19 protein-coding genes are annotated in these 14396 nt (G+C 62.7%); 18 read left to right on the top strand and 1 reads right to left on the bottom strand.

What is annotated here, in order from left to right; all coding sequences use genetic code 11:
- Positions 1-8: 8 nt before the first annotated feature.
- The 18 genes from VKR55_RS04610 to VKR55_RS04525 all read left to right on the top strand — a co-directional run bounded on the left by VKR55_RS04610 (position 9) and on the right by VKR55_RS04525 (position 13997).
- Positions 9-947: an NAD-dependent epimerase/dehydratase family protein gene (locus VKR55_RS04610; protein WP_324400165.1), complete on the top strand. Its 939-nt coding sequence runs from the start codon at positions 9-11 to the stop codon at positions 945-947.
- Entirely contained in the window at positions 920-1597 is a 678-nt protein-coding gene (locus VKR55_RS04605) for an SIS domain-containing protein (protein WP_324400163.1), read from the top strand. The genes VKR55_RS04610 and VKR55_RS04605 overlap by 28 nt, the downstream gene beginning before the upstream one ends.
- Entirely contained in the window at positions 1573-2571 is a 999-nt protein-coding gene (locus VKR55_RS04600; protein WP_324400161.1) for a GDP-mannose 4,6-dehydratase, read from the top strand. Before VKR55_RS04605 ends, VKR55_RS04600 begins: the two co-directional genes overlap by 25 nt.
- Before the next feature lie 26 nt (positions 2572-2597).
- Entirely contained in the window at positions 2598-3446 is an 849-nt protein-coding gene (locus tag VKR55_RS04595) for a transketolase (protein WP_324400159.1), read from the top strand.
- Entirely contained in the window at positions 3443-4372 is a 930-nt protein-coding gene (locus VKR55_RS04590) for a transketolase family protein (RefSeq protein ID WP_324400157.1), read from the top strand. Before VKR55_RS04595 ends, VKR55_RS04590 begins: the two co-directional genes overlap by 4 nt.
- Positions 4373-4376: 4 nt before the next feature.
- Positions 4377-5420: a zinc-binding dehydrogenase gene (locus tag VKR55_RS04585; RefSeq protein WP_324400155.1), complete on the top strand. Its 1044-nt coding sequence runs from the start codon at positions 4377-4379 to the stop codon at positions 5418-5420.
- A gap of 2 nt (positions 5421-5422) precedes the next feature.
- Positions 5423-6046: a hypothetical protein gene (locus tag VKR55_RS04580; RefSeq protein WP_324400153.1), complete on the top strand. Its 624-nt coding sequence runs from the start codon at positions 5423-5425 to the stop codon at positions 6044-6046.
- Entirely contained in the window at positions 6033-7052 is a 1020-nt protein-coding gene (locus tag VKR55_RS04575) for an aminoglycoside phosphotransferase family protein (RefSeq protein WP_324400151.1), read from the top strand. Before VKR55_RS04580 ends, VKR55_RS04575 begins: the two co-directional genes overlap by 14 nt.
- A gap of 10 nt (positions 7053-7062) precedes the next feature.
- Positions 7063-7725, top strand: a complete 663-nt coding sequence (locus VKR55_RS04570; protein ID WP_324400148.1) for a class I SAM-dependent methyltransferase — start codon at positions 7063-7065, stop codon at positions 7723-7725.
- 14 nt (positions 7726-7739) lie between these two features.
- On the top strand, positions 7740-8954 hold the full coding sequence (locus tag VKR55_RS04565) for a class I SAM-dependent methyltransferase (protein WP_324400146.1): 1215 nt from the start codon (positions 7740-7742) through the stop codon (positions 8952-8954).
- Positions 8951-9487 (top strand): WbuC family cupin fold metalloprotein, encoded by a 537-nt coding sequence (locus VKR55_RS04560; RefSeq protein WP_324400144.1) that lies wholly within the window; start codon positions 8951-8953, stop codon positions 9485-9487. The genes VKR55_RS04565 and VKR55_RS04560 overlap by 4 nt, the downstream gene beginning before the upstream one ends.
- The gene (locus VKR55_RS04555) at positions 9484-10233 is read left to right on the top strand and encodes an SDR family NAD(P)-dependent oxidoreductase (protein ID WP_324400142.1); all 750 of its coding nucleotides are present in this window, start codon (positions 9484-9486) and stop codon (positions 10231-10233) included. Before VKR55_RS04560 ends, VKR55_RS04555 begins: the two co-directional genes overlap by 4 nt.
- A 34-nt stretch (positions 10234-10267) precedes the next feature.
- Complete coding sequence (locus tag VKR55_RS04550) at positions 10268-11542, top strand: class I SAM-dependent methyltransferase (RefSeq protein ID WP_324400140.1); 1275 nt, start codon at positions 10268-10270, stop codon at positions 11540-11542.
- 175 nt (positions 11543-11717) lie between these two features.
- Positions 11718-11957: a hypothetical protein gene (locus VKR55_RS04545; RefSeq protein WP_324400138.1), complete on the top strand. Its 240-nt coding sequence runs from the start codon at positions 11718-11720 to the stop codon at positions 11955-11957.
- A gap of 152 nt (positions 11958-12109) precedes the next feature.
- Positions 12110-12313 carry a hypothetical protein gene (locus VKR55_RS04540; protein WP_324400137.1) on the top strand — a complete coding sequence of 68 codons (204 nt, stop codon included), beginning with the start codon at positions 12110-12112 and terminating at the stop codon, positions 12311-12313.
- Positions 12314-12470: 157 nt separating this feature from the next.
- Entirely contained in the window at positions 12471-12599 is a 129-nt protein-coding gene (locus VKR55_RS04535) for a hypothetical protein (RefSeq protein ID WP_324400134.1), read from the top strand.
- A 65-nt stretch (positions 12600-12664) separates the two neighbouring features.
- Complete coding sequence (locus VKR55_RS04530) at positions 12665-13324, top strand: DsbA family protein (protein ID WP_324400132.1); 660 nt, start codon at positions 12665-12667, stop codon at positions 13322-13324.
- 370 nt (positions 13325-13694) lie between these two features.
- Complete coding sequence (locus VKR55_RS04525; protein WP_324400228.1) at positions 13695-13997, top strand: septal ring lytic transglycosylase RlpA family protein; 303 nt, start codon at positions 13695-13697, stop codon at positions 13995-13997.
- A gap of 27 nt (positions 13998-14024) precedes the next feature.
- Here the strand turns inward: VKR55_RS04525 and VKR55_RS04520 are convergent, their stop codons facing one another.
- Complete coding sequence (locus VKR55_RS04520) at positions 14025-14285, bottom strand: PilZ domain-containing protein (RefSeq protein WP_324400130.1); 261 nt, start codon at positions 14283-14285, stop codon at positions 14025-14027.
- Between the last annotated feature and the right edge of the window lie 111 nt (positions 14286-14396).

Genomic DNA, 14396 nt, shown 5'->3' with positions numbered 1-14396 from the left:
GAACCCTGATGAAGATCTTTCTCACCGGCGCCTGCGGCTACAAGGGTAGCGTCCTCGTCCCGAAGCTGTTGAAGGCGGGACATCAGGTGGTCGCTTTCGATATCATGTGGTTCGGCAATTTTCTTGAGCCGCATCCGGACCTCACCGTCGTCAAGGGCGACATCCGCGATCCCGACGCTTACGATCTCTCCGGGTGTGATGCCATCATCCATCTCTCGAGCGTGGCGAACGATCCCTGCGGCGATCTCGACCCGAAGCTCACCTGGGAAATCTCCTGCCTCGCCACCATGCAGCTCGCCGATCGCGCCAGGCGCGCCGGCGTCAAGCGCTTCATCTATGCTTCCTCCGGCAGCGTCTACGGCATCAAGGACGAGGAGCAGGTCACCGAAGATCTCGAGCTGTTGCCGATCTCCGAATACAACAAGACCAAGATGTGCGGCGAGCGCATCGTGCTGTCCTACAAGGACGACATGGTGGTGCAGATCGTGCGTCCCGCGACCGTCTGCGGATTCTCTCCGCGGCAGCGCCTCGACGTCTCCGTCAACATGCTGACCATGCAGGCGCTGACCAACGGCCGCATCACCGTGTTCGGCGGCAACCAGACCCGGCCCAACATCCACATCGATGATATCACGGACCTCTACCTCTTCCTGCTCGATCATCCCGAGCATCTGGGAATCTACAACGCGGGCTTCGAGAACATCTCGATCCTCGATATCGCCAGCATGGTCGTGAAGCACGTCAACGCCGACATCGTCGTGACGCCCTCGAACGATCCGCGCAGCTACCGCGTCAATTCGGACCGCCTGCTCGCCACCGGTTTTCGCCCGAAGAAGACGGTGGAGGATGCGATCACGGAGATGATCGGCATGTACTCGCAAGGGCGGCTCAAGAACGAGGACCGCTGGTACAATCTGAAATGGATGGAGCGGGAGGTGGTGAAATGACCGCAGCAGTCGCCTTTCCGCAACCGTCGGCCCTGTTCAACGACTATTCGGAACGGCTCAGCGCCGCGCTCAGGGAATTCGACTGGACGCCAGTCGAACGGCTGGCCCATGATCTCCTCGATTGCTGGCGCACCGGGCGGCAGGTGTTTCTGGTCGGCAACGGCGGCAGTGGCGGCAACGCCAACCATCTTGCCAACGATTTCCTTTATCCGCTGTCGAAGACGCCGGGCTCCGGGCTCAAGGTGCATTCGCTGTCGTCCAATCCCGCCATCATTACCTGCCTCGCCAATGATGAAGGCTATGAGCGCATCTTCTCGATGCAGCTTGCGGTGCTGGCGCGCGAGGACGATGTGCTGATCGTGATGTCGGGATCGGGCAATTCGCCGAACATTCTTGCAGCCCTCGAAGAAGCCAAAGCGATCGGCATGACGAGCTACGCCCTGCTCGGCTTCTCCGGCGGCAAGGCCAAGGCGCTCGCCGACGTCCCGATTCATTTCCGCGTCGACGACATGCAGATCGCCGAAGACGCGCAGATGATCGTCGGCCACATGCTGCTGCAGTGGCTCTACGGCCAGCGCGACGACGTCAATGCGCTCAAAATCCAGGCGGCAGAGCTGCGGCGAACATGGCGGCGAATGAAAAATACCTGATCCTCGGCTCGAACTCGTTTTCGGGCGCGACGCTGGCCGATCATCTCGCGGCCGAAGGGCATGACGTGCTGGCAGCGAGCCGCTCCGAGGAGGCGCATCCGGCGTTCCTGCCCTACAAATGGCAGGCGCGGCCGGGATGCGTGCGCTTTACGCGGATCGACCACAACCACGATCTGTGCGCGCTGAAAGCGCTGCTTGCCGCTGAGCATCCGACGCATGTGGTGAATTTCGCCGCGCAAAGCATGGTCGGCGAAAGCTGGCAGCATCCCGATCACTGGATGATGACCAATGTCGTTTCGACCGTGCGGCTACACGAGCTCTTGCGCAACTATGACGGCCTGGTTCGCTATGTCCATGTGACGACGCCCGAGGTTTACGGCTCGACCGATGGCTGGGTGACGGAAAGCGCCCCGTTTAATCCGTCAACGCCCTATGCAGTGTCGCGCGCGGCCGCCGACATGAGCCTGCGCACTTATTTTGCGAACTACAAGTTTCCGGTCGTCTTCACCCGCGCGGCCAATGTCTATGGGCCGGGCCAGCAGCTCTACCGCATCGTACCGCGCACCATCGTGGCCGCAATGGGCGGCGAGAGGCTTCGGCTCGATGGCGGCGGCAAGTCGGTCCGGGTGTTCATCCATATGAGCGATGTCGCCGACGCAACTGTGAGGATCGCACGCAGCGGCAAGCTCGGCGAGGCCTATCACATCTCCGGCTACGAGCTGGTCTCGATCCGCGCGCTGGTGGAGACCATCCTGAAGCAGCTCGGAAAATCCTTCGACGATTGCGTGGAGATCGCGCCTGAGCGGCCGGGCAAGGACACCGCCTACATGCTCGATACGACCAAGCTTCGGAACGAGCTCGGCTGGCGCGACACCATTTCGCTCGAACGCGGCATCGAGGACGTCATTCGCTGGGCCGAGCGTTTCAAAGGCGAGCTGGCAAAGCTGCCGGCGAAATACGTTCACAAGCCCTAAGGGAGAACCGCGATGGGGAGAGGACGATGAACCTGGTAGTCCGCAAGCCCGCCGGCGGCATCGACGCGCCCGCCTTGACGCGTCGCGCCGCGGAACTGCGCGGCAAGATCATCGAGATGTCGCACGCGGCACAGGCCGCGCACCTCGCCTCCTCGCTTTCCTGCGCCGATATCGTGACTGTGGCTTATTGGCATGTCCTCAACATCGATCCGGCGCGGCCGAAGGATCCCTTGCGGGATCGTTTCATCCTCTCCAAGGGGCATGCCGCGGCGGCGCTTTATGCGGCGCTGGCGATGAAAGGCTTTTTCCCGCTCCAAGAGCTCGACACCTATTGCAAGGACGGCGGCCGTCTGGCCGAGCATCCGCCTGCCAATCTCCTGCCGGGCGTCGAGGCCGCGACCGGCTCGCTTGGCCACGGCCTGCCGCTTGGCTGCGGCATGGCGCTGTCGGGGCGTATCAAGGGAGAGGCATTCCGGGTCTTTGCGCTGCTTTCCGACGGTGAGAACAATGAGGGTTCGGTCTGGGAAGCCGCAATGTTCGCCGCCGCCCAGAAACTCGAGAACGTCTGCGTCGTCGTCGACTACAACAAATGGCAGGCGACCGCCCGCTCCAACGAGACCTTGATGCTGGCGCCGCTCGCCGACAAATGGACGGCGTTCGGCTGGGATGCGCGCGAGATCGATGGCCACGATGTTGGTGCGGTTGCGGAAGCGATGCAGCACGTGCCCAACGGCTCGGGCAAGCCCGTGGCGCTGATTGCCCATACTGTCAAGGGCAAGGGCGTGTCGTTCATGGAAGACGACAACAACTGGCACTATCGCGCGCCGTCATCCGAGGAAGTCGCCAAAGCGCGCAAGGAGCTTGGGCTCGCATGAGAAACGCTTTTGCGGACGAACTGACCCGGCTCGGCGACGAAGACGCGCGCGTGGTGATGTTGTCTGGCGATATCGGCAATCGCCTGTTCGACAAGTTCAAGGCCAAGCATGCGCAGCGCTTCTTCAACTGCGGCGTCGCCGAAGCCAACATGATGGGTGTCGCCGCCGGCATGGCCATGAACGGCCTGCGTCCGGTCGCCTACACCATCACGCCCTTCATCACGACGCGCTGCCTGGAGCAGATCCGCACCGACGTCTGCTATCACGAGGCGCCGGTGACGATCGTCGCGGTCGGCGCGGGACTTGCCTATTCCGGCCTTGGGCCGACCCATCATGCCTGCGAAGATATCGCCTTCCTGCGCTCGCTTCCGAACATGGTGGTGGTCTGCCCCGGCGATGCCTTCGAAGTGCGCGCAGCGCTGCGGGCGTCCCAGCAGCAGGACAGGCCCGTCTACATCCGGCTCGGCAAGAAGGGCGAGCCGGTGGTGCATTCAGGGCCGCTTGCGGAATTTGCGTTCGGCAAGGCCATCACGATGGCGCGTGGCAGCGATGCCTGCCTGCTCTCGACCGGCAACATGCTGCCCGAAGCGATCGAAGCCGCGCATGCACTGGAAAAGCAGGGAATCTCCGCGGAAGTGGTCAGCTTCCACACCGTGAAGCCGCTGGATGAGACGTGCCTTTCCGATGTCTTTGTGCGCTTCCCGCTGGTCGCGACCATCGAGGAGCATTCGCGGATCGGCGGCTTTGGCGCAGCGGTTGCGGAATGGCTGATCGATCACAGCGTCACGCCGCGGCAATTCATCCGCTTCGGCACGCCAGATGCCTTCTTCAAGAAGTCCGGCGAGCAGGAGTATGCCCGCGAGGTGCTCGGCCTTTCCGGTCACCAGATCGCGGCGAAAATCGCGGACGCGTTGCGGCAGGGCTAACCACATGAAAACCACCGCCGCCCTCCTCGTTCAGACCGGCGCACCGCTCGTCGTGGCTGAGATCGACATCCCCGCCCTGAAGCCGGGCCAGGTGCTGGTCGAGATCGCTTATTCCGGCGCCTGCGGCACACAGGTGATGGAATGGCGCGGCGACAAGGGTGAAGACAAATGGGTGCCGCACTGCCTCGGCCACGAGGGCACCGGCACGGTGCTGGAGACCGGCCGCGCGGTCACCAAGGTGAAGGCGGGCGACAAGGTTGTGCTGTCATGGATCAGGGGCTCTGGCGTCGAGGCCGGCGGCGCCGTCTATGCCTGGGCCGACAAGAAGGTCAACGCCGGCGGCGTCACCACCTTTCAGCGCCACGCCGTGGTCAGCGAAAACCGGCTGACGTTGCTTCCTGCGGAATTACCTATGGATATCGCCGTGCTGCTCGGCTGCGCGGCGCCGACCGGCATGGGCGCGGTCTACAATGTGTTGAAGGCGCAGCCGGGCGACGCGGTTGCGGTGTTCGGCACTGGTGGCGTCGGGCTCCACGCCATCATGGCGGCGGCTCTGGTCGGCGCGATGCCCGTCATCGCCGTTGACCCTAATCCAACGCGGCGAGCGCTTGCGCCGCTTTACGGCGCATCGCACGTCATCGACCCCACGGGCATCGACGTGCTCGCCGAGATCAAGAAGATCGTCCCGCAAGGCGTGGATATTGCTGTGGAATCGTCCGGCGTGCCGGCCGCGATGGAACAGGCCGTCAACGCCACGCGCCAGCAGGGTGGCCGCGCGGTCGTGATCGGCAATGCCCGCCACGGTGCGACGCTCTCGATCAACCCTTCCGTCTTTAATCAGGGCAAGAGCCTGATGGGCACATGGGGCGGTGACAGCGTGCCCGATCGCGACTATGGCCGGTTCGCGCGCCTGCTCGGCGCGGGCCGCTTTCCCGTCCGCAAGCTGCTGTCCAAGGCCTATGCGCTCGAACAGGCCGAGCAGGCCTTGCAGGATCTCGCGTCCGGCACAATCGGCCGCCCCCTGATCGACATGTCGCTGCGAGCGTAGTCATGCGCATCGGAATCGATTTCGACAACACGATCGTTTGCTACGATGGCGTCTTTCATGCAGCGGCTCTGGAGCGCGGACTGATCCCCGCCCATCTGTCGCGCGACAAGAACAGCGTGCGCGATTATCTCAACGGCGCCGGCCGCGCCGACGCGTTTACGGAGCTGCAGGGCTACGTCTATGGCGCCCGCATGGAGCTGGCGTCGCCCTATCCCGGCTTTGCCGATTTCGTCGCGACCGCGGGGAAAGCCGGCCACGAGCTGTTCATCGTCAGCCACAAAACGCGCACCCCGATCCGCGGGCCGCAGCATGATCTGCACGCCGCGGCGCGAGGCTTTTTGGCAGCGCGCGGGCTGGTCGGCTTGGGCAGCGACCAAATCGATCCGGGCAACTTGTTCTTCGCATTGACCAAGGAAGACAAGGTCGCTCGCGCGGCTCTCCTTCGCTGCGACGTGTTCATCGACGATCTCCCGGAAATCTTTGCGCTGCCGGGTTTTCCGGCGGGAATGCGCTGTATCCTGTTCGATCCCGAGGGGCAGTTCGCGGCTGCCGCCCGTGGGGGAAAGCTCCACCTCTGTTCGTCGTGGACCGAGATTTCCGCGGAGCTCTGCCATGCGCACGTCTGACGCACTGGCCGACGACGGTTTGCTCGCACTGGCCACGGCGCTGACCGCTCGCGCCGGCTTCGGCCGCGCGCGATCGCTGACGCGACTTGTGGGCGGCAGGAACAACCAGGTCTTCCGCATCGATGCCACGGCGGGCGCGCCGCTCGTCATGAAGCGCTATTTCAGCGACCCGCGCGATATGCGTGACCGGCTCGCTGCGGAATGGGACTTCCTTGAACGCGCCTGGAACGACGGCGTCCGGACCGTTCCGCAGCCTCTGGCAAAGGACGACAGCGCCCAAGCCGCCCTCTACAGCTTCGTCGTGGGCCGAAGGTTGGAGGCCGGTAAGCTTGAGCCGGCCCACATCGATGCAGCCGCTGATTTCATTCTCGCCATCAATGCCACGCGGCGTGTGGGCCTTGGGCCCGCTTCGGACGCCTGCTTTTCGATCTCCGATCATCTGCAGCTCGTCGAGCGTCGGCTGTTGCGTCTGGCAGCGCTCGATCGCGAGGCGCCACAGCTTGCCGATGCCGAGCGTTTCGTCTTCGCGATATTGCGCCCAAGGTGGGACATGGTGCGCGAGCAGGTAACGCGTGAGGCCCATGCGCTCGGCCTCGATCCGCATCGTGCGCTGGCCGAATCCGAATGCTGCCTGTCGCCCTCCGATTTCGGCTTTCACAATGCGCTCGCGGGCAATGATGGGCGGCTCGTCTTTCTCGACTTCGAATATGCCGGACGCGACGATCCGGCCAAGCTTGTCGTGGATTTCTTCTGCCAGCCACAAGTGCCGGTTCCGAGCGGCTATCGCGCCCAGTTCCTGACGCGCCTGGCGCTGGACGACGTCACGCAAGCGCGATGCAGGATCCTCCTCGACGTCTGCCGCGTCAAATGGGTCTGCATCCTGCTCAATGATTTCCTTCCCGTCGGCGCGGCGCGCCGTGCTTTTGCGGCGACGAGTGACCGCAAGGCGCGTTGCGCTGTGCAGCTTGAGAAGGCAAAAGCGATGCTCTCGGAGATTCGCCTTTAAGGACGCAGGAATGGCCTATCGCGACTTCATCAGCCTGATTCATACATCGACCAAGCGCGACTATCTCGCGCGCGTCACCCAGCGTGACAAGGCCGAGGTCGCCGAACTCGCGGTCAAATACGACTACGATTATTGGGACGGCAGCCGCGAGACCGGCTACGGCGGTTACAAATATGACGGCCGCTGGCGCAAGGTCGCCGACGCGATGGTTGCTGCCTACGGCCTCAAGCCCGGGATGCGCGTGCTCGACGTCGGATCGGGCAAGGGTTTCTTGCTGCACGATTTCACGGAAAGCGTACCGGGGATCGAGGTCGCCGGCATCGACATCTCGGCTTACGGGATCGCGCACACCGTCGAGGGCGTGAGGCCATTCTGTCAGGTCGGCTCGGCGGTCAGGCTGCCCTATCCCGACCAGCATTTCGACCTCGTGATTTCCATCAATACGCTGCACAATCTCTACAACTACGAGCTCCATTCGGCGCTCCGCGAGATCGAGCGCGTCGGACGCGGCGCCAAATACGTCTGCGTCGAGGCCTATCGCAACGAGCGCGAGAAGGTGAACCTGATGTACTGGCAGCTCACCTGCCGCATCTTCCATACGCCGGCCGAATGGGACTACGAGTTCAAACAGACGGGTTATAGCGGCGATCACGAGTTCATTTTCTTCGTCTAGCGACTGGAGAGCGGATGCCGAATGCATGGTGCAGGCTCTGTGGCGAGGTGCTGAACGGCAGCGCTCTGTCGCTCCAGCAAGTACCCGTCTGCAATCGCTTCACCTTGAGGCCGGACGCTGTCGCGCGGCACGATCTTGTCTTGCATCAGTGCCGGCGGTGCCAGCTCATCCAGCTCGGCGTGCCCTTGCCGGTCGAAGCCGTGCGGCCGAGGTTGCCATGGATCAAGTACCGCGAGCCGGACGCGCATCTGGATGGCGTGGTGGATCTTCTGCTCGATGAGCCTGACTCAAAAGCGGCGACGTCGTTCGGCGTCGGCCCGTTCGATCAGCCCCTGCTCGACCGGCTCCAAAGGCGGGGTTTACGTGCGGCGGCACTTGATATCCGTCCCACGCAATCAGGGCAGGACGGCTATCCCTATCTCGAGACCTGGCAGCTTGGATTGAATGCCGAACACCTGACAGGCATCGCCAAGCTCTACGGCACCGCCGACATCATCTCCTGCCGTTATCTCCTCGAACATTGCCATGATCCGCTCGGCGCCTTGGGCGGGCTCAAGCAACTCCTTGCCGACAACGGCGTCGTGGTTATCGAAGTGCCCGACAGCGCCAAATTTCTCGCAGCCTGCGACTATTCCTTCCTGTGGGAGGAGCATGTCAGCTACTTCGTCGAGTCGACACTCCGGCATCTCTCAACAAAGGCCGGCTATGAGGTGGCCAACCTTCGTCGGGCACAAGGCGAATTGGAGGATGCGCTGATTGCCGTCCTGCGGCCGGCGCGAGACGAGCGCAGTGTTGATGTCGCGCCGACCAGCACTCCGACGCCGGAGCTGTTTCCTGACTATATCGCCAACTTCGCCCCGAAACGGGATTTGGTTCGCTCTTGGGCGGCCGAGGCGGCCGGACCATCCGGAGATGGCCTTGCGGTGTTCGGCATCGGGCACCAGGCCGTGATGTTTGCCAACGCCATGGGCGTGTCCGAGCGCATCGCTATGGCGGTCGACGATGATCCCGACAAGCGCAGCTATTTCCCGCCCGGCTTCAAGGTCCCCGTCGTGCCATCGGACGCGCTGCTCCAGGACACAAAAGTGCGAGCCTGCCTGTTTGCGGTTGCGCCGCGGATCGAGCAAAAGATCAGGGATCGGCTTGCCCCGCTCGCACGGCGTGGCGTCGAATTCCGCTCGATCTTTGCTGGAGTGCCAGGATCGGTATTGCCGGGGCCTTCGCCATGACCTTAATCCAGAAATCGCCGGAGGTGTTTGTCGCGGAAGGCCCGATCGCGACGATCGGACCTCAAGACATCGCGCTGCTGCGGCACGCCGCGCGGCAAGCGCCGAAGCGGCGCGCGCGCATCAATGCGCATCCCGCCCACGACGATCCGCTGCACGAAATGATCATCGCCATCGAGCCTGCCTCCTACATCCAGCCACACCGGCATCCCGGGAAGAGCGAGGCGTTCCACATCATCGAGGGCGAAGTTGACATCGTCATCTTCCGCAATGATGGCGCGATCGAGCAAATCATCTCGCTCGGCGAGAAAGGCGGGACCAAGCCGTTCTATTACCGGATGTCGGAGGCGCGATTTCATACGCTGGTCATCCGCTCCGATCTGCTGATCGTGCACGAGATCACCAACGGCCCGTTTCGCCCCGACGGCACGATGTACGCGGCGTTCGCGCCGGGCGATGATGATCCGGCAGCCTCGGTAGCCTTCCAAGCTGATCTAGTCGAACGGATCGCGGCATTTCGGGAGAAACGCCCGTGAGCGCCCCGCACGCTGTTGTGGTTGGAGGGACGCGCGGCCTCGGCCTCGTCGTAGTCGAGCGTTTTCTGGCGCGCGGATATGGCGTGACGGTGATCTCCCGCTCGCCCTCGTCAAGGCATGCCGGCGATACAAACGTCCGCCATCTCGCGGCAGACCTTGAACACGCCGAAAGCTACGACGGCATCTGGTCCAGGGCGCGCGACGGTTTTGGGCCGATCAGCTACCTCGTGCTGTGCCAGCGTTTTCGCGGCATTGGCGATCTCTGGGACGGCGAACTGCGTGTCGGCCTCACCGCTTCGAAGCGTTTGATCGAGGGCTTTGCCAATCATTTCGCGGAATCCGGCGACCGCGCTATCGGCGTGGTGAGCTCCGTCTATGCGCAATATGTCGGAAGCTCGCAGCCGGTCGGCTATCATGTCGTCAAGGCCGGGTTGAACGAGATGGTTCGCTATTACGCGGCCACACTCGGGCGGCGCGGCATCCGTGTCAACGCCATCATGCCGCTGACCTATCTGAAAGAGGAGTCGCGGCAGTTCTACGAAGGCAATGCCGGCCTGATGGACCTCTATCGGAAGCTCGTTCCCCTGCAGCGCATGGGGACAGCAGAGGATTCGGTCAACGCCCTGAGCTTCCTCTGCAGCGAGCAGGCTTCCTTCATCAACGGCCAGTCGCTCCTTATCGACGGCGGGGTGTCCGTGATCTGGCCCGAGGAGGTGGCAAAGAGTTTTGCCGGGATCAAGAGCTGAGGATTGCGATGGCCGACGAGAATGCGAGCAACACATGCGACACGTGACGCACAAATCGGCCTGCCGCCTATGCGGATCGCGTGCGCTCGAGCTGGTGCTGCCGATCCGGCCGTCGCCGATCGGTGACGCTTTCGTCACGGCCGATCGCTTGCAGGAGAAGCAGGAGCTGTTCCCGCTCGATTGCTATCTCTGCGGCGACTGTGGCCATCTGCAAAATCTCGACGTCGTCGACCCCGAGATCCTGTTCCGCGACTATACCTACCGGACATCGGTTTCGCTTGGGCTGGTCGAGCACTTCAAGAATTACGCACGCTCGGTCGTGTCAGGCCTCGCGATCCCCAAAGGCAGCCTTGTCGTGGAGATCGGCAGCAATGATGGCTCGCTCCTGAAGGCCTTTCAGGCCGAGGGCATGCGGGTGCAGGGGATCGATCCGGCGCGCGACATTGCAAAGGCGGCAACCGATCAGGGCGTCTCGACGCGACCGGACTTCTTCACCAGCGCGATTGCGGCGCAAATCGTGGCCGACAGCGGCCACGCGAGGCTTTTCTGCGCCAATAACGTCTTCGCCCATATCGACAATCTTTCCGATGTCGCAAGCGGCATTCGCTCCCTGCTCGCGCCGGACGGCGTGTTCGTGTTCGAGGTCTCCTACATCGTCGACATGATCGACAACATGGTGTTCGATACCATCTATCACGAGCATGTCTCGCACCACGCCCTGTTGCCGCTGGAAGCCTTCCTCAATCGCCATGGCCTGACGCTGTTCGATGTGATGCGCACGGGCACCAAGGGTGGCTCGATCCGGGGCTTTGCGCAGCTCCTGTCGACCGGAAAACGTATGCGCTCGCCGCAGCTATCGGCGCTGATGGAGGAGGAAGCGCGGCGCCGCATCACGGGGCCTGAAATCTATCGCGGTTGGTTCGGCGCCATCGAGCATCGCAAGGATGCGGTGCTCGCCTATCTCGACGCTGCTCGCGGCGCCGGCAAAACCGTAGCCGGCTATGGCGCATCGACGACGACGACAACCCTGCTCTACCATTTCGAGCTGGCCTCGCGCCTCGCCTTCATCGCCGATGACAACCCGCTCAAACAAGGCCGCTTCAGCCCGGCTGCCCATATTCCGGTGCTGCCGTCCGGCGAGCTCACGGTCCGAAAGCCGGACATTGTGGTGATCCTCGCCTGGATCTACGCCGAGCCGATCATCGCCCGCAATGCCGCCTTTATCGATGGCGGCGGGACGTTCGTCGTGCCGTTGCCGGTGCCCAAGGCGATCGACCGCAACGGTCCGTCGCCACTTGGCGGCTTGTGACCCGCTTCACTGCGCGATCCAGCCTTGTGCGGGCAATATCCGCTTGAATGCCCAAAGGTTTGTACCCGATACTGCTTTGCCATCGATCAGGGGATGGCCGTTGGGCCGCCTCGCCGACGCGATTTGGAATTGGAAAGAAAAGGACAGTCCGCTTGTTTAGTTGAAGGAGGTTATTTTGAAGCGCTTTACCCCTCTGACGCTGCTCTTGTTCATTATCATCGTGCCGGCTTTTGCCGAGAAGCTTGTCGATCCCACCAAGGTTGCGCCGGAGTATCGCGAAGCCGCCGAGAAGCGCCGCGCCGAGCAGCTTAGGGAGCTTGAATGCTCCCACAAAGCCGACGCTCAGAAGGTCATGCCGCGCGATCGCACCGCCTTCCTGCTGCAATGCATCGAGGCCGACGCCGACACGAAGTAGCCGGCCGCAACGGCTCGCGCGAACACACGATAGCAAGCGCTGCTGCGCTGCACGGTCGCGCGAAACGGTTGATAACGCGTAACTCCGCTTGCCCATCGGCTCAGACTGCGGAAGATTTTCCGGGTTGTGACGTATGGGCGTGGGGGCGTGGCATGCGTAAGCAAGACGTGACCTTTGACTATCATCGCTATCGGCAGTTGCTCGCCGACGCCGACAATGACGACAAGCGGATGGCGTTGATCAACATTCTGATCGAGGAGCGCGCCAGGGATCGCCTGGCGGCTCAGATCGCTGGCGACCGGGCCGCGATGACGGCATCCACCATCGCCAAGGTCCTAGGCCCCTCGCGGCGCTGATGCTGGCTCCGCAGGCGGATGAGCCATGCGGCCCGCGACGGCCGCAGCCTGTGGCATTGGGACGACATTAACGATGCCCGGAAATCAGGCCTAAAGCCTTTTGGCCTATGCATGTCCCCTCGATGCCCATTCGTGGGCCAACAAAGGGGCGTACAACGTGAAAACGATTTCTTCGATTGCTGCTGATCGCGCGTTCAAGGCGATCTCGATGTTTTCCGGCCTTGGTCTCGCCTTGTCGTTCTGCCTGATGGCGGCCGGCATGGACCTGAGCACCACCTGGCTCTAATCTCTCGGTCCGGCACCCGCAAGCGCTTCGCGCCCACGGGAGCGGGGAACCCGAAGGATCGTTCATTGCTGTTTTCTCGTCGCGCACCGTTGGTCGCGTTTGCCTTCACCACATTCGCCATCGCCAGTTCGCGCCACGGCTTCGCGACCTCCACCGCCGGCGCCCCCGACCGGGTGACGGCCGCCCTGGTCGCAAAGCCCGTCGCGCTGCCCGACATGGCTCTTGGGTCCGACACGGCGCCGATCACGATCGTCGAATATTCCTCGCTGACCTGCCCTCACTGCGCGGCCTTTGCAGAGAACGTCTTCCCGATGCTGCAGTCGAAATATATCGACACCGGAAAGGTCCGGTTCGTGTCCCGCGACTTTCCACTCGACTTCAAGGCTGCCGCTGCCTCGATGCTGGCGCGCTGTGCGGCCAAGGGCGAGGCATCGAAATTCTTCGAAGCCACCATGATGCTGTTCAAGCAACAACAGGATCTGGTGGAACACACCACCGACACGTTGACATCGATCGGCGCCAAATTCGGCATGGCGCAGTCCGAGGTCGAAAAATGCGTGAAGAACGATGACACGCTCGACAAGCTGCAAGCCGCTCAGACCTTCGCCCACAACCAGTTGAAGGTCGAGGCGACGCCGACCTTCTTCATCAATGGCGAGAAGCTGCAAGGCTCGATGTCGTTCGAGGAGCTGGAAGCGAAGCTCCTGCCGCTGTTGAAGCGCTGAGCGGCATCGCGCCGTCGCCCCGCGAGCTTGCACCGTAGTGATACGGAATAGGCGTCGCTGCCAACTTTGACTAAGAGCTTGCCTGCGTTTTGCGCCCCATGGGGGAGGGGCAAGTCACGAGGCCCGGGCTCCTAGGCACTCCGGGCCTCGTGCACTTCAAGCTTCCGCAAACCTCATGACATCACGGCTACTTGCTCGCGTTATGACGGCGCTAGCTTGAATTGGGATGCTGCGCGCGAAAACGCTGCCGCAAAAAAGTTCCCTCAAAATCGTGCCGGCGCTGTTACACAATTTGATCGGCGGAGTCGTCGAACCGCCCCGGTTCCACACTCCTATTGCGCCGGGCGGCTGGGCAACAACGAGCCCTACCTTGAATCGCAAACTCCTCATTCTCTTCGCGATCATCTCACCCCTCTCTTGCGCACATGCCGAAAGCGGACTGGCCTCCTATTACGGCGGTCGCGGACATTCCGGCGAGATGACCTGTGCACACCGGACGCGTCCCATGGGAAGCATGGTCACCGTCAAATATCGCGGCCACACCATTCGCTGCCGCGTGAACGATCGCGGTCCTTTCGTGCGAGGGCGCGTGATCGACCTGTCCGTCAGTGCAGCGCGTGCGCTCGGTATGATGGGTGCCGGCGTCGTGAAGGTATCGCTTGACGGCAGTTGAGAGTCCGCGCGCCTCTCTCCGGCGCATTCATTTTCGCGTTTGCGGCGGTGCAACGAACGCGAGGCCGATCCGGTTCTTCTGGATCCAGGCGACGCTACACTCATGCACGGTTGCGCCGTTGTCCATGACCAGGCGAAAGCGCGCCGGCACAAAGGCCGGGTTTTCCACGTCGATGGCAGCGCCATCGGGGGAGATATTGCGCACCACGCAGCTCATGACCGATCCTGCGGCCGAGACCAGACCCGGCTCGTTGATCTCAGTCCGCTTGTGCTTGCGCCGTTCTTCCATGGCCTTTCCATTTCTTGCGGCTGCGAGAGCAGCAGCAATTTCTAGAGAGCAGCAATTCCTAAAACGAATCGCGGCCCGTGCTATCGCACCTGGCTACCGCGGACGCAAATT

Source organism: Bradyrhizobium sp., from assembly GCF_035309285.1.
In the GTDB taxonomy this organism is placed as follows: Bacteria; Pseudomonadota; Alphaproteobacteria; order Rhizobiales; family Xanthobacteraceae; genus Bradyrhizobium.
Note: the sequence above shows the minus strand (reverse complement) of the source record. Positions and strands in the feature narration are given on the sequence as shown.